The following is a 15,924-nucleotide window of genomic DNA, read 5'->3' as shown; positions in this document are numbered from 1 at the left end:
GGGCATGGTCACGAGCAGCGTCGCTCCGGACGATCCCGCCGCCCACCGCGGCATCTCCCGGCGTACCCAGTCCGACATCTACCGCGCGGGCATCAGCGGGACGAAGCCCGCGGTGCCGATCGACCCCGTGGCCCTCAAGGCTGCGGCCCGCAAGGCGCTGAGCGCCGAAGCGTTCGCGTACATCGCCGGTGGCGCGGGTTCCGAGCGCACCATGACGGCCAACCGTCGGGCGTTCGACCGCTGGCAGGTCTGGCCGAGGCCGCTCCGTGACGTCTCGACCCGCGACCTCGGCGTGGAGTTCCTGGGGCGGATGCGCCCGACGCCCCTTCTGCTCGCCCCGCTCGGGGTGATGGAGATGGCCCACGCGGAGGCCGACCTCGCGGTCGGGCGTGCCGCGGCATCCCTCGGCGTCCCGTACACGCTCTCGAACCAGGCCTCCTTCCCGATGGAGGAGGTGGCGGATGCCGCACCGCACGGCTCCCGGCTGTTCCAGCTCTACTGGTCGGCGTCGGACGACCTCAACCGCTCGCTGCTCGCCCGCGCCGAGGAGTCCGGGTGCGAAGCGATCGTCATCACCCTCGACACGCACCTGCTCGGTTGGCGCACCCGCGACCTCGATCTCGCGTACCTGCCGTTCACCCGCGGGATGGGGATCGCGCAGTACACGAGTGATCCGGTGTTCCAGCAGCTGGTGCGCGAGCGCGCCGCCGCGCCGAAGGGCGATGCGCCCGGCGTCCGCGTCACACCTCGGGCGGTGGCCGCGGCCCTGATGATCGCCCGCAAGGGCGCGCCGCTCACCGGCGGAGCTTCGTTGCGCGACAACCTCCGCTCGCCCTTGCCGCGGGCTGCGGTCGAGACGTTCCTCGACGTGTTCTCCACTCCTGCCCTCACGGGGGAAGACCTGGCGAAAGCACGCGAGTGGACGAGTCTGCCGATCATCCTCAAGGGGATCGTGCACCCCGACGATGCCCAGGCGGCGCTCGATGCGGGGATGGACGGGATCTGGATCTCGAACCACGGCGGCCGTCAGATCGACCGCTCGGTGCCGACGCTCGACGTGCTGCCCGAGATCGCGGAGCGTGTCGCGGGCCGGGTGCCGATCGTCTTCGACTCGGGGGTGCGGGGCGGCGCCGATGCCGTGATCGCCCTCGCCCTCGGCGCGACGGTCGTGGCTCTCGGCCGTCCCTACGCCTACGGCCTCGGCATCGCGGGGGAGGTGGGTGTGCGCGAGGTCATGCGGAACGTGCTCGCCGAGATCGACATCACCCTCGGGCTGGCGGGGCTCACCTCCGCCTCTCAACTCGATCGGGACGCGCTGAGGAAGGTGTGAGCGCGCTCCGCCGTTCGTGATTGCATGGGCGGATGAGCGATGACGCCGCCTTCGACCAGCACCCCGCCGACTCCGCATACCACCGCCGGCTCCCGATCGGCGAGGTGCTCGACGCCTCCGCGATCGCCGAGGGTCTGCCCTGGGCCTTCGAGACGATCACGATGCGTCCGCTCGAACCGATGCTCGTGCCGGAGAAGCCGCGCGGAGGAGAGATCGACCCGGGCGAGTGCGGGCACTGCGGTCCGAGCGTGCACACGATCTGGCACGACGAGCTGTGGCAAGTGCGTGCCGGATGGGACGTCGGCGGTCTGCCGTTCATCGGCGGGGTCGCGCCGCGCGAGCATTGGCTGCTCGAGAACGCCCCGCACGATGTGCTCGCCGCGCTGGGTCCGCTGATGCAGCGGGTCTCCCAGGCCGTCAAGAGCGTCCCTGGGGTCGCGCGCTGCCACTTCGGTCGCTGGAACGACGGCTCCGCGCACATGCATCTGTGGGCGATGGGACGCCCGGCGGGGATGATGCAGGGCCGCGGCGCCGTGCTCGCCTTCTGGGACGAGATCCTGCCGCCGCTGCCGCCGGAGATGGCCGAAGCACACCTCCGGATCGTCGCGGAAGCGCTCGCGGCGGGTGGCGGGGAGGCCTTTCCTTATCGCTGATCCGGGCCCGTCGATTCCTCGAACGGGCCGACGAGGGGCAGACTGGGTGCGTGCGAACCATCCGTGATCTCGACACCGTTGAACTCATCCTCGACGCGCAGGGCCTGCTCGACTCCATCCGGGGTCCGCAGCGCGTGGTGGATGCCGGCACCCTGCGCGCCCTGCAGCAGTCGGGCAACTACGTCGTCGGCTTCTTCGACGGCGAGGGCGACGAGGAGCGCATGGTCGGGGCATCGATCGCGTTCTTCGGCGAACCCGCCCGGCGGGCGATGCACTCGCACATCACGGCCCTGCTCCCCGAGTATCGGGGTCGCGGCTGGGGGCGTGAGCTCAAGGAGCACCAGCGTCAGTGGGCGTTCTCCCGCGACGTCGGTCGGATCACCTGGGTGTTCGATCCGCTGGTCGCGCGCAACGCGCATTTCTTCTTCGCGGTGCTCGGCGCACGCGCGACGGGATACTCGGTGAACCGCTACGGGATCTTCGGCGGCGGGGACGCGGGTGACGAGAGCGACCGGCTCGATGTCGAGTGGGCCCTCGCCGACATCGCCAAGCCGCCGGCAGACGACGAGGTCGTCGAGACCCTGGAGATCCCGGCGGACATCGAGGCGCTGCGCATCGCGGACCCGGCGGCCGCACACGAGTGGCGGCTCCGTCTGCGGGCCCAGATGGAAGGTCTGCTCGGCAGCGGACTGAAGGTCGCCGGCTACGACAACGCGCGCGGCTACCTCTTCACGGCCTGACCGCCTTCCGCGGCGGCGCGATCAGCGCACCCCGCGCATGAGCTTCAGGACGGGTTTCACGCTGAGCAGCAGGCCGATCCCGACGACGATGGCGATGCCACCGAGGATCGAGAAGTACGGCACCTCGTCATCCGGGTTGTAGAACTGCACCAGCCATCCGGAGATCGCCGTGCCGAGGGCGATCGACAGGAAGAACAGCGCGACCATCTGCGTGTGGAACGCGGCGGGCGCGAGCTTGGTGGCCACCGAGAGCCCGACCGGTGACAGCAGCAGTTCGGCGACCGTGAAGACGAACAGGATCCCGACGATCGCCAGCAGCGGCGTGGAGTTCTCGCCCCCTCCGGCGAACGGCAGGAACAGCAGGAACGCCGATCCCATGATGATCGCGGCCAGTCCGAACTTCACCGGTGTCGAGGGCTGGCGCTTTCCGAGTCGGGTCCAGATCGCGGCGAACACTCCCGACAGGATGATGATGAAGACGGGGTTGATCGACTGCACCCACGAGACGGGCATCTCCCAGCCGAACAGGTTCCTGTCGAGGCGCTTGTCCGAGTAGACGGTCAGGACCGTGAACTGCTGCTGGTACAGCGACCAGAACGCGACACTGGTGACGAACAGCGGCAGGAACCCCCACACCCGCGAGCGCTCGGTGGTGTCGATGCGGCGGCTGGACAGGATCACGGTGAAATAGGCGACGGCGGCGATCGCAGTGCCGCCGATGACCAGGGTCGCGAGGTTGTCTGCGCGGATCAGCCCGGTCAGGACCAGGACGGCGATGAGGGCGACGGCGACGACGGCGATGATCCCGACGAGAGGGTAGCGGGACGTCGGAAGCGGGTTCGGCACCTCGCGGACCGAGGAGGGCAGGGCGCGACGTCCGAACGAGTACTGGACGAGGCCGAAGGTCATCCCCAGGGCCGCGAGTCCGAAACCGAAGTGGAAACCGAGGGAGGACTGCAGGATGCCGGTCAGGATCGGGCCCAGGAACGCGCCGAGGTTGATGCCCAGGTAGAACAGCGAGAAGCCCGCATCCCGGCGGGGATCCTCCGGGGTGTAGAGGCTGCCGACGACCGAGGTCGCGTTCGCCTTCAGGCCGCCGGAGCCGAGAGCGACGAGCACCAGGCCGACGCCCACGCCGACGAAGCCCGGGAGCAGGGCGAGGGCGACGTGGCCGGCCACGATCACCATCGCGCTGACGAAGAGCACCCGTTCGGACCCGAACAGGCGGTCGGCGAGCCAGGCGCCCAGGATGGTCGACAGGTAGACCGCACCGCCGTACGCGCCGACGATCCCGCCGGCGACGGCTTCGGGGAGGCCGAGGCCACCCTGCGAGACCGAGTAGTACAGGTAGATGAGCAGGATGCCCTGCATGCCGTAGAAGCTGAAGCGCTCCCACATCTCCACGCCGAAGATGTGCACCAGAGCCCACGGTTGGCCGAAGAAGCGGGTGTCGTCGTTGCGGGCCCGCTGATCTCGCGCTGCAGTGCTCATGTCAGGACGGTACTCCCGTGCGGCCGTCGGGGCCAGGGTCGCCACGGGGCGACGGATAGAATGGGGTGCCCGTGTTCACGGGTCTCCTCCCGCATCCGACCATTGGAGCCACCATGGCCGAACAGTCCCGCCTCGACAAGGTCATCGCCCTCGCCCGCCACCGCGGGTTCGTGTTCCAAGCGGGTGAGATCTACGGCGGTTCCCGGTCGGCCTGGGACTACGGCCCCCTCGGGACGGAGCTCAAGGAGAACATCCGTCGTCAGTGGTGGCAGACGTTCGTGCGCGGCCGTGGCGACATGGTCGGCCTGGACTCCAGCATCATCCTCCCCAAGCGCGTGTGGGAGGCCTCGGGTCACGTCGCGACCTTCACCGACCCGCTGGTCGAGTGCCTGCAGTGCCACAAGCGCTTCCGTGCCGACAACCTCATCGAGGACTTCGAGGCGCGCAAGGGGCGCAAGGCCGAGAACGGCCTCGCCGACATCCCCTGCCCGAACTGCGGCACCAAGGGGCAGTACACGGAGCCCAAGGCGTTCTCCGGCCTGGTGAAGACCTACCTCGGCGTCGTGGACGATGAGTCGGGCCTGTACTTCCTGCGCCCCGAGACCGCGCAGGGCATCTTCGTGAACTTCTCGAACGTGCTCACCGCGAGTCGCAAGAAGCCGCCGTTCGGCATCGGCCAGGTGGGCAAGGCGTTCCGCAACGAGATCACGCCGGGCAACTTCATCTTCCGCACGCGCGAGTTCGAGCAGATGGAGATCGAGTTCTTCACGCCGCCCGCCGACGCACAGCAGTGGTTCGAGCACTGGGTCGAGGCCTGCTGGAACTGGTTCATCGATCTGGGCATCGACCCCGAGAACATGCGCCAGTTCGACGTGCCGGAAGACGATCGCGCGCACTACTCGGCCGGCACGATCGACGTCGAGTACAAGTTCGGCTTCGCGGGCAAGGAGTGGGGCGAGCTCATGGGCGTCGCCAACCGCACCGACTACGACCTGTCCAGCCACAGCGAGGCGTCGGGGCAGAGCCTGACCTACTTCGACCAGGCCACGGGCGAGCGCTACACCCCGTACGTGATCGAGCCTTCGTTCGGCCTCACCCGCGCGATGATGGCGTTCCTCGTAGATGCCTACCGCGAGGAGCAGGTGCCCAACGCCAAGGGCGGCACCGACGTGCGCACCGTGCTCAAGCTCGACCCGCGCCTCGCGCCCGTCAAGGCCGCGGTGCTGCCACTCTCGCGCAACGAGAAGCTGTCTCCTCTCGCGCGTGAGGTCGCCGACACGCTCCGCAGCTCCTGGGCCGTCGACTTCGACGATGCGGGGGCGATCGGTCGCCGCTACCGTCGTCAGGACGAGATCGGCACCCCGTTCTGCGTCACGGTCGACTTCGACTCGCTCGAGGACCGCGCCGTCACCGTGCGCGATCGCGACACCATGGCGCAGGAGCGCGTCTCGATCGACCAGTTGCACGCGTACCTCGCGGAGCGTCTGCGCGGCGCCTGAGCCCCTGACTTCCGGGTCGTCGAGACCCCCGCCTGGTGGTCGAGACCCCCGAGCCCCGCCGAGACCCCCGCCTGCTGACGTCTGCAGGCGGGGGTCTCGGCAATCTGGCGGGGTCTCGGCACGGAGGGGGAGGGATCAGCTGCCGGCCACCGCGCGCGCGTAGCGCTCGGACAGCAGCTGGAGGCGGGGGATCAGCTCGGGCGGACTCTCGACTGTGAAGTCCATCATGAGCATCCCGATGTAGGCGGCGACCGTGTCGAGGCTGTCCGCGCCGGTGACGAGGATGCAGTGCTCCTCGTCGATCGGTTCGACCACACCGACCGCGGCATGGATCCGGTCGAGCACGGCCTCCGCCGAGGCGTCGATCCGTAGTCGGGCGTGCACGATCCACCCGCTCACCGCGATGGTCCGCATCGCGAAGGCCGTGTAGTCGCCCCCGGGCAGCGGCTGCGGGTCGAAGCGCCGGTGGGTCGGCATCCGCAGGTCCATCCAGTCGACGCGGTAGGTGCCCCACTCCGCGGTGTGCGGATCCCGCGCAACCAGGTACCAGCGCCGATGCCAGGTGAGCAGCCGATAGGGCTCGACCAGCACGGGCGCCCCTTCGTACTCGAAGCGCAACCACTCCTCGTCGCGGATCGCGCGCGCGATGGCCTGCAGCGATGCGGCGTCCTCCTCGGGATCCGGGGCGTCGGTGTCGTTGTTCTCCGGAGCGCGGTCGACGCTGGTGCGGAGGGCGTCCACCGTGGGACGCAGATGCGACGGCAGAACCTGCTCGAGCTTGGCGAGGGCCCGGGCGCCCGACTCCGCGACCCCCGCGATGCCGGCCGCGGCGCGAAGCCCGACCGTGACCGCCACCGCCTCTTCGTCGTCGAGGAGCAGCGGAGGAAGCTTCCCGCCGGCCCCCAGGCGGTATCCGCCGATGGATCCGCGCGTGGCGTCGACCGGATACCCGAGGTCACGCAGCCGCTCGATGTCGTGCCGGATGGTGCGCGCCGAGACGCCGAGGCGGTCGGCCAGGTCGGACCCGGAGCGCTCGGGGCCGGTCTGCAGCAGGGCCAGAAGGGCGAGCAGACGAGCGGTCGGATCGGCCATCGGAACTCCGTGAAAGTCGTTCATTTATTAGGAACGAATCCAACCTAATGCCCTTCTACCTTCGAGATATGGAAAACACGACGCTCACCTTCCGCCCCTTCACCGTCTCGGTCTCCGCTGCCGAGGTAGCCGATCTCCAGGATCGCCTCGCCCGCACTCGTCTTCCGCAGCCGTCGCCGACGGATGACTGGGATGCCGGCACCCCCAACTCCTACCTGCGCGAGGCCGTCGCCGCCTGGCGCGACTTCGACTGGACCGCCGCCCAGGAGCGGATCAACGCCGTCCCGCACTTCACCACCGTGATCGACGGTCAGACGATCCACTTCCTCCACGTGCGCTCGGCCCACGAGGGAGCGACACCGCTGCTGCTCGCCCACACCTACCCGGGCTCGTCGATCGACTACCTCGACCTGATCGACCGACTCGTCGACCCGGTGGCGCACGGCGGCCGGGCGGAGGACGCCTTCGACGTCGTGATCCCGGATGCGCCCGGCTACGGCTTCTCACAGCCGCTCGCTTCGGCGGGGTGGACGACCGCACGCGTCGCGGAGGCGTACGACCGCCTCATGCGGGGGCTCGGCTATGACAGCTACGGCATTCACGGATCCGACAACGGGGCGATGGTCGCCCGCGAGCTGGGGCTGCGCGAACCCGAAGGATTCCTCGGTCTGCACGTGCTGCAGTTGTTCTCGTTCCCCTCGGGCGACCCGGCGGAGTTCGAGAAGCTGGAGCCCGCGGACTACGCCGGCCTCGAGCACATGCAGTGGTTCCAGTCGGTCGGCGGGTACAACGCCATGAACTCCTCGCGCCCGCAGACCGTGTCGGTGGGGATCAGCGATTCTCCGGTCGGACTCCTCGCGTACAGCGAGCTGTTCAACTCGTTCGGCAACGGCACGTCGCTCGTGCCTCTGGACAAGATCCTGCTCGAGGTCAGCGTGAACTGGTTCGCGAACGCGGCGTCCGGCATGTCGCGCAGCTACCTCGAGAACGCCAGGGCAGACGCCGCCGAGGAAGGGGCCGAGCCGCGCGTCAGCACCGCCCGCACCGGAGTCGCCGTGTTCGCGGACGACTTCCAGACGATCCGGGTCTTCGCCGAGCGCGACAACGCGAACATCGTGCACTGGAGCCGCTTCGACGAGGGCGGGCACTTCGCCGCTCTGGAGCGCCCCGACCTGCTCGCCGCCGACCTCCGCGCGTTCTTCTCCCCGCACCTCTGACCCCCCGCCCCGTCCCACCCACGCGCCGAGACCCCCGTTCCGCGCCGAGACCCCCTCATGCAGACGGCTGCAGGAGGGGGTCTCGACGACGAGAGGGGGCGTCGACGATCAAGAGGGCAGCACCGCAGCACCGCAGCGTCGTAGCACCGCAGCACCGCAGCACCGCGGCAGCGCCGCGCGGTGCGGTGTCAGCCCGTGACGGTGAGCTGCACCTCGGAGGTGCCGCCCGCCTCGACCCAGGCCAGTGAGCGTTCGAGGATGCCCCGCAGCACGTCGAGGTCGACCTGCTCCAGATCCTTGATGTACAGGCATCCGACGCCCGTGGTGTGCGGTCCGAGCTCGGCCAGGGCCTCGGCGTGCGCGGCCACTCCGTCGAACAGGTAGATCGTCGTCGCAGCCTTGCGCGGAGCGAAACCGAGCAGCCCGCTGTCACCCTCCGTGCCGGTGGGGTAGCGGTAGTGGCAGGAGCCGAACCCGATGATCGTGCCCCAGGTCTGCGGTTCGCGTCCGGTGATCTCCTGCAGGAGCGCGGTCAGGGTCTCGGCGTCCCGACGGCGGACCGCGGGGGAGGAGCGGGCGATGAGCCCCGCGACGTCATCCCCGGTCGGCTTCACTTCGGTGCCTTGGCCGCGGCTTTCATGGCCTTCTTGTGCTCACGCACCTTCGTGAGCGAGTCCGGCGAGACGATGTCGGCGACGCTGCGGTAGGAGCCGTCCTCGCCGTAGGGGGCGGACGCCTCGCGCCAGCCCTCGCCCGTGAAGCCGTACTGCTTGCCCAGGAGCGCGAGGAAGATCTTGGCCTTCTGCTCGCCGAAGCCGGGGAGCGCCTTCAGGCGCTTCAGCACCTCGGGTCCCGACGGGTCTCCCTGGGTCCACAGCGCGGCGGCGTCTCCGTCCCAGTCGTCGACGAGGGTCTGGCACAGCGTCTGCACGCGGGTCGCCATCGATCCGGGGAACCGGTGCACCGCGGGGGTCTGCTTGAAGGCCTCGAGGAACTCGTCCGGCGCCATGTGGGCGATCGTCGCGGCGTCGGCAGCTCCGGTGCGCTGCTCGATCTTGAGTGGACCGGCGAATGCGGTCTCCATCGGAACCTGCTGGTCGAGCAGCATCCCCACCAGCAGGGCGAGCGGGTTGTTCGTGAGCAGGTCGTCGGCGGCGGTGTCTCCGGTGATGTGAAGGGCCATGCCTCCAGTGTCCCACCCCGCGCCGGAGCGTGTCAGGCGGTCGCGGCGTCGTCCGCGGCGGAGGTCTCGGCCTCGGGCGCGATGCCGTACAGCGCGGACAGCGCGGCGGTGAACTCGTCGGCGCGACCGGCGGCGGCGAGCTCGTGCGCGCGCACGGTCGGGGTGTGCAGCAGCACGCCGGAGAGGTGGCGCAGAGCCTGCTCGACCTTGCCGTCCTCGTCGCCGCGTGCGCGAGCACGATCGATCTCACGCTCGAGCAACTCGAAGATGTGCGAGCGGAAGGCCACGACCGAGGGGGTCACGCTCTGTCGTGCGCCCACCACGTGGAAGGTCTCGGCGGCTTCGCGGACGACCGTGCGCGCGGCATCCGTCGCCTGGAGCTCTTCGAGCGGTGCGTGGAGGCGGATGGTCTCGAGGTCGAGCAGGGCCACGCCCTCGAGCGAGGCGACGGCGGGGTCGACGTTGCGCGGCATGCCGAGGTCGACCACGAGCCGGCTGTGGGCGCCGACGGGGCAGCCGACCGCGGCGGGTCCGGTCGGAAGCTGCAGGTGCTCGGGGCCGAGCACGGGTTCCGTGGCGGTGGTGCACGTGATGAGCAGGCTCGAGCGTGCGGCGGTGCGGGCGTACTCGTCGGCGGCGATCGGACGGATGCCGTGCTTCGCGGCGAAGACCTCGGCGCGGCCCGAGGGCGAGTACACCGAGATGTTCACGGCACCGCGCTCACGAAGCGTGGCCAGGGTGACCGCGGCATAGGCTCCGGTGCCGACCAGCAGCACGCGCTCGGCGGCCCAGTCGGCGATCCGGCTGTCGGCGAGTTCCAAGGCGAGGCGCACGAGCGAGCGGCCCGCGCGGCCGAGGGCGGTGACGTTCTTGACCTTGCGCTGCGCCTGGCTCGCACGCTGGAAGAGGCGTTCGAGTTCGGGGGAGGTGGTGCCGTCCTTGCGCGCGGACGTGAGGGCGCGGCGGACCTGCCCGGCGATCTCGCCCTCGCCGGAGACGACGGATTCGAGGCCGGAGGCGACCGAGAAGAGGTGTTCGGCGACGCGGCGCCCCGAGTGCACGGCGTAGGCTCCGTCGAGCTCGGCGGCTGGGATGCCCGTCGCGGATTCGACCGCTTCGATGACGGCCTCGACGCCGATCGCACCGGCTGCGGTCACCGGTTCGTCCATTTCGACGTACGCCTCGAACCGGTTGCACGTCGCCAAGACCACGGCACCCTGCACACACGGCGTCATGCCCACGAGAGTGGGAGCGACGTCGTCGGGGGTGCGGCTCAGGCGTTCGAGCAGTTCGAAGGAGGCGGTCTTGTGACTCGCCGTCACACACAGCAGCACGTTTCGATTGTACCGGAGCGCGGAGAGCGGGGAGTCGCGCGGCCCGACTCGGCGGCTCCATAAGGGCGGAATGCGAGGATGGGGACATGGCCCTCTCCGACGCCCCGCTTCTGCGCGCCCTCGCCGGCGACCGTCCCGCCCGCACCCCGGTCTGGTTCATGCGGCAGGCCGGCAGGTCGCTGCCCGAGTACCGTGACCTGCGCGTCGGGACCCGGATGCTCGACGCCTGCCTGACCCCGGATCTCGCTGCCGAGATCACGCTGCAGCCGGTGCGCCGCCACGGGGTGGACGCGGCGGTGTTCTTCAGCGACATCGTCATCCCGCTGCGTCTGGCCGGGGTCGACGTCGAGATCGAGCCCGGGCGTGGTCCGGTGTTCGCGGACCCGGTGCGCACGGCATCCGACGTCGATCGTGTCACCGCCATCGATCCGGACGACCTGGACGGCACGGCCATCGCGGAGGCGGTCGGCATCGTCACGGCGGAGCTGGGCGACACCCCGCTGATCGGCTTCGCCGGTGCGCCGTTCACGCTCGCGGCCTACCTCGTCGAGGGCGGCCCCTCCAAGGAGCATCTGCGCGCGCGGGCCATGATGCACTCCGACCCGGAATCGTGGAACCGGCTGGCCGGATGGCTGGCGCGTGTCTCCCGTCGCTTCCTGGAGACCCAGCGGGACGCGGGGGCCTCCGTCGTGCAGCTGTTCGACAGCTGGGCCGGATCGCTCAGCACCGCCGACTACCGCGCGTTCGTGGCTCCGCACTCCCACGCCGCGCTCGCAGACATCAGCCTTCCGACCATCCACTTCGGCGTCGGCACGGGGCCGTTCCTCGCCGACATGCGTCTCGACGGTGTGGCCGACGGGGTGGGTGTCGACTGGCGGCAGCCCCTCGATGAGGCGGCCGCGATCCTCGGACCGGACGTCACGGTGCAGGGCAACATCGATCCTGCGCTCCTCGCCGCCCCGTGGTCGGTGCTGGAGGCTCATGTGCGCGACGTGATCGATCGCGGTCGAGCGGCGCGAGCCCACATCCTCAACCTCGGACACGGCGTCCCGCCCGAGACGGACCCCGACCAGCTCACCCGCGTCGTCGAGCTGGCGCACTCCCTCTGACGATCAGATCGGCGTTCGAATCGCGCAAGGTGTCGCATCCGTGACCCGAAAGCGACCATTCACGCGATTCGAGGGCCAGCAGTCCGCCGCAGACGACGCATGATCCGCAGGTCGTCGAGAGTGAAGCCCCCGGCCGGGAGCGCCGCGCGGATGCGCTCGTCGTCGAACGCCCGGGCCGGGCGGATGCCGATCGGCGCCTCGGGGGCGAACGGTGCGGCCTCGCTCACGCCCTCCGCGAGCATCCGTGCCTGAGCCTTCGCCACGAGCGGGACGACCATCGTCCACTCGGTCACCTGGGCCAGCGCCCGCACGATCCAGGTCGGCACCGGGAGGAACGCGGGACGGCGTCCGGCGACACGGGCGATGCGACGGATCGCCTCGCCGAGTGTGACCTCATCCGCACCCATGACCGCGATCGTCGGCTCCTCGATGCGGCCTTCGAGAGCGGCGACGAGGACGTCGACCGCGTCCTCCACGGGCACCGGTCGTGCCGTGCGTTCGCGGTAGCCGACGGTCCAGAAGAAGGGCAGTGTCCGCACCGCCTTGGTCACGTGGTCGACCATGTGATCGCCGGGGCCGTAGATCATCCCGGACTTGAGGATGGTGTGCGGTATGCCGGAGGCGCGGACGATCTCCTCCGCCTCCCACTTCGACTCGTGGTATCCGGAGCCGCAGTCGGGGCGTGCTCGGAGGAAGCTGACGAGGACGATGCGCTGCACGCCGGCGCGACGGGCTGCCTCCACCACGGCCCTCGTCCCGCCGACGTGCACGCGACGGAACGTCTGTCCGTCTATCTCGCGGTTGATCCCGGCGCAGTGCGCCACGGCGTCGCACCCCTCGAAGGCTCTACTCAGGGCCTCCACGTCGGTGATCTCGATGCCGTTCCGGCGGGAGATCACGACCGCGTCGTCGAGGCGGTCGGCGAGGTTTCTGCCGACGAATCCGGTGCCGCCCGTGATCGCTACCCGCATGGTGCTTCTCCTTTGCTAATTAGCTATGCGGCTAAAGAGTATCTAGCAAAGGTGCTATATTGCAACCATGGCAGACAGCGCGAGCGACATCTTCGCGGCGCTGGCGCACCCCACCCGGCGCCAGATCCTGCAGGATCTGAAAGAGGGGGAACTCGCGGCCGGCGAGATCGCGTCGCGCTTCTCCGCGAGCGGGCCGACCATCTCCCGTCACCTGAGCGTGCTCCGCCAGGCCGGACTCGTCACCGAGCGCCGCGACGCCAACCGCATCCTCTACTCGCTCGTCGGTGAACGGCTCGCGCTGTCCGTCGGCGACTTCCTCTCGACGGTGTGCCCCGAGCAGATCGTGCTGCGCGAGGTCCGCAAGCGTGGACGCGGCAGTTCTGAGCCCGTCGAGGCCTGATCCGCACCGGTGGGAGAATTGAGGGCATGACGCCTGACCTCTCCGCTGCAGAGCCGTCCGATCTCGCCGCCCGCGCGGCGCAGAAGCACGTGGTCGTGATCGGTGGCGGCATCGGCGGCCTCGTCGCGGCACGGGAGTGCGCCAAGGTCGGCATGCGCGTCACCCTGCTCGAGTCCGCGGACGAACCGGGGGGCGCGATCCGTCGCATCGAGCTGGACGGCGTCGTCGTCGATGCGGGGGCCGAGAGCTATGCCACCAGGGGCGGACACGTGCGCGCCTTCGTCGAGGAGCTCGGCCTCGCAGATCGCATCGTGGCTCCACAGGCGGGCGCCGCCTGGTTGGCCGGCATCCCCGGCGTGGGCGCGGCACCGCTCCCGGTCGGAGGGATCCTGGGGATCCCCGCGAACCCGTTCCAGGACGACGTGCGTCGGATCATCGGATGGTCGGGCGTCTGGCGCGCCTACCTCGATCGTGTCCGGCCGCCCCTCACGATCGGCCACCAGCTCAGTCTCGGCAAGCTGGTCGCCTCGCGTATGGGACCCAAGGTGCGCGACCGTCTCGTCGCGCCCGTCACGACCGGCGTCTACTCCGCGTCTCCCGACGACGTCGACATCGACGTGGCAGCTCCGGGTCTCAACGCAGCGCTCACCCGCGTCGGCTCCCTCTCCGGTGCGGTGCAGTCGCTCCGTGACGAGGCGGCCACGGCGAGGGCGGCGACGGCGAGCGCGGCGGACAAGGCGCCCGGAGCGGCGGTGGAAGGACTCTCCGGAGGCATGAGCGCCCTCGTCGACGCGCTCGCCGCCGATCTGGGACGCCTCGACGCCGACGTGCGGACGGGCGTGAGGGTGCGCAGCGTGCGCCGGGCCGGGGCGGCCTGGACGGTGGAGGTGGAGACTGCGCCCGTCGTCGACCTCCCCGCCGTCACCGACGACGAGGCCGCGGTCGTCACGGAGTTGCGTGCCGCCGCGGTGGAATCCGCTGCTCCGGTGGTCGAAGAGCTCGCCGCCGACGCCGTCATCATCGCGACGCCCGAGTCCACGGCGCGGGAACTCCTCTCCTCGGTGGTGCCCGATCTTCGGAAGACGGAGGCGGCGGCCTCGCCCGAGATCGAGATCGTCACCCTGATCCTCGACGCGCCCGCGTTGGATGCCACCCCGCGTGGCACCGGCGTACTCACGGTGCCGGGCAGCCACACGGCCAAGGCTCTGACGCACTCGACCGCGAAGTGGGGGTGGGTGCGTGAAGCGGCAGGAGGTCGCCATGTCGTCCGCGTGTCGTTCGGCGCGCAGGGCGAACCGGCCGCCACTGCAGAGCTGAGCGATGCCGATGCCGCGGACCTCGCTCGCAGGGAAGCCGCTGCTCTGCTCGGTGTCCCCCTCGCCCCCGCGGCCGTCCTCGCCTTCCATCGCGGCCGTTTCGTGCAGTCGCAGCCGGCGTCGATCATCGGATCCGGGGCCCGGCGTCGGGCCGCGCGGGCTGCGGTTCAGGCGGTTCCCGGCCTCGCTGCGGTCGGTGCCTGGCTCGCCGGAACAGGGCTCGCGCAGGTGATCCCGGATGCGCGGGACGAGGCGGACCGCTTGCGGCGCACCCTGTTGTGGGACTGAGACACCTCTCCGTGTCAACCCTCCGGCGCATAGATGCCGAAATCGGCATACGGGGTTACGCTGGGAACCTGCCGCCGGGCGCGAAGCCTGCGGTCGATCCAAGCCGGGCGAAGCTGGCCGGACAACCGGAACAAGGTGAGGAGACCCCATGAAGGGGAAGATCGGACTCGTCGTCGGACTCGGCGTGGGCTACGTCCTCGGCACCCGTGCCGGACGTGAGCGCTACGAACAGATCAAGACGCAGTGGCTGAAGGTGTGGAACCTCGATCCGGTGCAGGAGCAGGTCACCAAGGTCAAGGGCTTCGTCGGCGACAAGGCCGCTGCCGTGCCGGGAGCGCTCTGGACCGGCGTGGTGAAGGTCGCCAAGTCCGTCAGCGGCAACGGCACCCCGGGTCAGCGACTCGACTCCGCCATCGCCACCGGCCGCGAGGCGGCGGAAGACCTCGCCGAAGCCACCGAGGAAGCGGTCGAGGCCGCGAAGGCGACGGCGAGCACGCCCGCCAAGAAGCCCGCCGCCAAGAAGCCCGCGGCCAAGAAGCCCGCGGCGACCAAGTCCGCCCCCAAGAAGTCCGGCGCCTGACATGCCCCGCGGTTACCGTGATCGTGCCGACGACAGTCTGCTGACCCTGCTCGGGGATCTGCCGGAACTCGTCACGAATCTGGTCAAGGCCGAGATCGACGCCGCGAAGGCGTGGATCTCGCGGACCTCGAAGGACGCCGGTATCGGCTCCGTGTGGTTCCTCGTCGCGCTGTTCTTCCTGTTCTGGGCCGTGCCCGTGATCCTGGTCTTCGCGATCGCCGGACTCTCGTCGTGGTGGCCCGTGTGGCTCTCGGCGATCGCCGTGTTCGGCATCCTGATCCTGGCCGTGCTGCTGTTCGCGCTGCTCGGCATCCTGAAGTTCCGCAAGGTCCTCGCGCGCCAGAACCCGGCGCAGGCCGTCGCGGAAGACATCCGACTCGTGAAGGAGGCCGGCGATGACGAATTCTGAGTCGATGCCGCGCACCGCCGTCCCCGCCGGGATCGTCGACCCCGTCGCCTCCGCGCGCGCTGAGCTGAAGGCCGCGCTCGCCGCCATCGAGGTCAAGGGCAACCTGCCGCGCCGTCTCGAGAAGGCCTCCACGCGCGCCGCCGCCAAGGCCCGGGTGTTCGCCGATCGCAACCCGATCGGTGCGATCGCCGCTGCTGTCGGCGTCGCTGCGGCCGTGGGCGGTGCGGTCTGGGCGATCGCGCGCGTGATCTCCCGCTGACGCGCGGAGTTCCGAGAGGTCGGGACCGCTTCTGGGGTGATTAGCGGCTCCTG

At 70.1% G+C, this 15,924-nt stretch carries 17 protein-coding genes; 11 read left to right on the top strand and 6 right to left on the bottom strand.

The genetic code is table 11. The features are described from left to right. The first annotated feature begins 4 nt into the window (after nucleotides 1–4). From FGL91_RS02850 to FGL91_RS02840, 3 genes are read left to right on the top strand one after another with little or no spacing between them, the layout of a single operon-like run. The gene (locus FGL91_RS02850; protein WP_131494156.1) at nucleotides 5–1,330 is read left to right on the top strand and encodes an alpha-hydroxy-acid oxidizing protein; all 1,326 of its coding nucleotides are present in this window, start codon (nucleotides 5–7) and stop codon (nucleotides 1,328–1,330) included. Between the two features lie 32 nt (nucleotides 1,331–1,362). After that, a complete protein-coding gene (locus tag FGL91_RS02845; protein WP_052193350.1) occupies nucleotides 1,363–1,983 on the top strand; it encodes a hypothetical protein in 621 nt (206 codons plus the stop codon). 50 nt (nucleotides 1,984–2,033) lie between these two features. Beyond that, nucleotides 2,034–2,723, top strand: coding sequence for a GNAT family N-acetyltransferase (locus FGL91_RS02840; protein WP_131494154.1), 690 nt, complete (start codon nucleotides 2,034–2,036; stop codon nucleotides 2,721–2,723). Nucleotides 2,724–2,744: 21 nt separating this feature from the next. Here the strand turns inward: FGL91_RS02840 and FGL91_RS02835 are convergent, their stop codons facing one another. Continuing rightward, nucleotides 2,745–4,214, bottom strand: coding sequence for a peptide MFS transporter (locus tag FGL91_RS02835; protein WP_131494152.1), 1,470 nt, complete (start codon nucleotides 4,212–4,214; stop codon nucleotides 2,745–2,747). A gap of 113 nt (nucleotides 4,215–4,327) precedes the next feature. On the opposite strand from FGL91_RS02835, the gene FGL91_RS02830 reads away from it, so the two are divergent. Then, nucleotides 4,328–5,713, top strand: coding sequence for a glycine--tRNA ligase (locus FGL91_RS02830; protein WP_131494150.1), 1,386 nt, complete (start codon nucleotides 4,328–4,330; stop codon nucleotides 5,711–5,713). A gap of 135 nt (nucleotides 5,714–5,848) precedes the next feature. Here FGL91_RS02830 and FGL91_RS02825 read toward each other — a convergent pair whose 3' ends face one another. After that, nucleotides 5,849–6,805, bottom strand: coding sequence for a helix-turn-helix transcriptional regulator (locus FGL91_RS02825; RefSeq protein ID WP_153243013.1), 957 nt, complete (start codon nucleotides 6,803–6,805; stop codon nucleotides 5,849–5,851). A gap of 68 nt (nucleotides 6,806–6,873) precedes the next feature. Here FGL91_RS02825 and FGL91_RS02820 point away from each other — a divergent pair, with 68 nt between their 5' ends. Next, the gene (locus tag FGL91_RS02820) at nucleotides 6,874–8,022 is read left to right on the top strand and encodes an epoxide hydrolase family protein (RefSeq protein WP_153243012.1); all 1,149 of its coding nucleotides are present in this window, start codon (nucleotides 6,874–6,876) and stop codon (nucleotides 8,020–8,022) included. A 188-nt stretch (nucleotides 8,023–8,210) separates the two neighbouring features. Here the strand turns inward: FGL91_RS02820 and FGL91_RS02815 are convergent, their stop codons facing one another. From FGL91_RS02815 to FGL91_RS02805, 3 genes are read right to left on the bottom strand one after another with little or no spacing between them, the layout of a single operon-like run. Next, entirely contained in the window at nucleotides 8,211–8,636 is a 426-nt protein-coding gene (locus FGL91_RS02815; RefSeq protein ID WP_153243011.1) for a DUF1801 domain-containing protein, read from the bottom strand. After that, nucleotides 8,633–9,205: an HhH-GPD-type base excision DNA repair protein gene (locus FGL91_RS02810; protein WP_153243010.1), complete on the bottom strand. Its 573-nt coding sequence runs from the start codon at nucleotides 9,203–9,205 to the stop codon at nucleotides 8,633–8,635. Before FGL91_RS02810 ends, FGL91_RS02815 begins: the two co-directional genes overlap by 4 nt. Before the next feature lie 32 nt (nucleotides 9,206–9,237). After that, entirely contained in the window at nucleotides 9,238–10,539 is a 1,302-nt protein-coding gene (locus FGL91_RS02805; RefSeq protein ID WP_153243009.1) for a glutamyl-tRNA reductase, read from the bottom strand. 86 nt (nucleotides 10,540–10,625) lie between these two features. Between FGL91_RS02805 and hemE the strand changes: the two genes are divergently transcribed. After that, nucleotides 10,626–11,648, top strand: coding sequence for a uroporphyrinogen decarboxylase (hemE, locus tag FGL91_RS02800; protein ID WP_153243008.1), 1,023 nt, complete (start codon nucleotides 10,626–10,628; stop codon nucleotides 11,646–11,648). Between the two features lie 59 nt (nucleotides 11,649–11,707). On the opposite strand, the gene FGL91_RS02795 is transcribed toward hemE, so the two are convergent. Further along, nucleotides 11,708–12,619 carry an NAD(P)H-binding protein gene (locus FGL91_RS02795; protein ID WP_153243007.1) on the bottom strand — a complete coding sequence of 304 codons (912 nt, stop codon included), beginning with the start codon at nucleotides 12,617–12,619 and terminating at the stop codon, nucleotides 11,708–11,710. A 67-nt stretch (nucleotides 12,620–12,686) separates the two neighbouring features. Between FGL91_RS02795 and FGL91_RS02790 the strand changes: the two genes are divergently transcribed. The 5 genes from FGL91_RS02790 (at nucleotide 12,687) to FGL91_RS02770 (ending at nucleotide 15,871) form a co-directional block, all read left to right on the top strand. Further along, entirely contained in the window at nucleotides 12,687–13,019 is a 333-nt protein-coding gene (locus FGL91_RS02790) for a metalloregulator ArsR/SmtB family transcription factor (RefSeq protein WP_153243006.1), read from the top strand. Nucleotides 13,020–13,045: 26 nt separating this feature from the next. Continuing rightward, nucleotides 13,046–14,623 (top strand): protoporphyrinogen/coproporphyrinogen oxidase, encoded by a 1,578-nt coding sequence (locus FGL91_RS02785; protein ID WP_153243005.1) that lies wholly within the window; start codon nucleotides 13,046–13,048, stop codon nucleotides 14,621–14,623. 148 nt (nucleotides 14,624–14,771) lie between these two features. Next, nucleotides 14,772–15,203, top strand: a complete 432-nt coding sequence (locus FGL91_RS02780; RefSeq protein ID WP_047521004.1) for a hypothetical protein — start codon at nucleotides 14,772–14,774, stop codon at nucleotides 15,201–15,203. Between the two features lies 1 nt (nucleotide 15,204). Continuing rightward, nucleotides 15,205–15,612, top strand: coding sequence for a phage holin family protein (locus FGL91_RS02775; RefSeq protein ID WP_021198266.1), 408 nt, complete (start codon nucleotides 15,205–15,207; stop codon nucleotides 15,610–15,612). Next, nucleotides 15,599–15,871, top strand: a complete 273-nt coding sequence (locus FGL91_RS02770; protein WP_047521001.1) for a hypothetical protein — start codon at nucleotides 15,599–15,601, stop codon at nucleotides 15,869–15,871. The genes FGL91_RS02775 and FGL91_RS02770 overlap by 14 nt, the downstream gene beginning before the upstream one ends. The last annotated feature ends 53 nt before the right edge of the window (nucleotides 15,872–15,924 follow it).

This window comes from Microbacterium sp. CBA3102, from assembly GCF_007954505.1.
Classification (GTDB): Bacteria; Actinomycetota; Actinomycetes; order Actinomycetales; family Microbacteriaceae; genus Microbacterium; species Microbacterium aurugineum.
The sequence above is the reverse complement of the archived record's forward strand: the minus strand, read 5'-3'. Positions and strand labels throughout refer to the sequence as shown.

Excerpts from the sequence above, each read along its gene's own strand:
- FGL91_RS02850 (WP_131494156.1), top strand. The coding sequence starts at position 5 with ATGGTCACGAGCAGCGTCGCTCCGGACGATCCCGCCGCCCACCGCGGC.
- FGL91_RS02845 (WP_052193350.1), top strand. The coding sequence starts at position 1,363 with ATGAGCGATGACGCCGCCTTCGACCAGCACCCCGCCGACTCCGCATAC.
- FGL91_RS02835 (WP_131494152.1), bottom strand. The coding sequence starts at position 4,214 with ATGAGCACTGCAGCGCGAGATCAGCGGGCCCGCAACGACGACACCCGC.
- FGL91_RS02830 (WP_131494150.1), top strand. The coding sequence starts at position 4,328 with ATGGCCGAACAGTCCCGCCTCGACAAGGTCATCGCCCTCGCCCGCCAC.
- FGL91_RS02825 (WP_153243013.1), bottom strand. The coding sequence starts at position 6,805 with ATGGCCGATCCGACCGCTCGTCTGCTCGCCCTTCTGGCCCTGCTGCAG.
- FGL91_RS02820 (WP_153243012.1), top strand. The coding sequence starts at position 6,874 with ATGGAAAACACGACGCTCACCTTCCGCCCCTTCACCGTCTCGGTCTCC.
- FGL91_RS02810 (WP_153243010.1), bottom strand. The coding sequence starts at position 9,205 with ATGGCCCTTCACATCACCGGAGACACCGCCGCCGACGACCTGCTCACG.
- hemE (WP_153243008.1), top strand. The coding sequence starts at position 10,626 with ATGGCCCTCTCCGACGCCCCGCTTCTGCGCGCCCTCGCCGGCGACCGT.
- FGL91_RS02795 (WP_153243007.1), bottom strand. The coding sequence starts at position 12,619 with ATGCGGGTAGCGATCACGGGCGGCACCGGATTCGTCGGCAGAAACCTC.
- FGL91_RS02790 (WP_153243006.1), top strand. The coding sequence starts at position 12,687 with ATGGCAGACAGCGCGAGCGACATCTTCGCGGCGCTGGCGCACCCCACC.
- FGL91_RS02785 (WP_153243005.1), top strand. The coding sequence starts at position 13,046 with ATGACGCCTGACCTCTCCGCTGCAGAGCCGTCCGATCTCGCCGCCCGC.
- FGL91_RS02780 (WP_047521004.1), top strand. The coding sequence starts at position 14,772 with ATGAAGGGGAAGATCGGACTCGTCGTCGGACTCGGCGTGGGCTACGTC.
- FGL91_RS02775 (WP_021198266.1), top strand. The coding sequence starts at position 15,205 with ATGCCCCGCGGTTACCGTGATCGTGCCGACGACAGTCTGCTGACCCTG.
- FGL91_RS02770 (WP_047521001.1), top strand. The coding sequence starts at position 15,599 with ATGACGAATTCTGAGTCGATGCCGCGCACCGCCGTCCCCGCCGGGATC.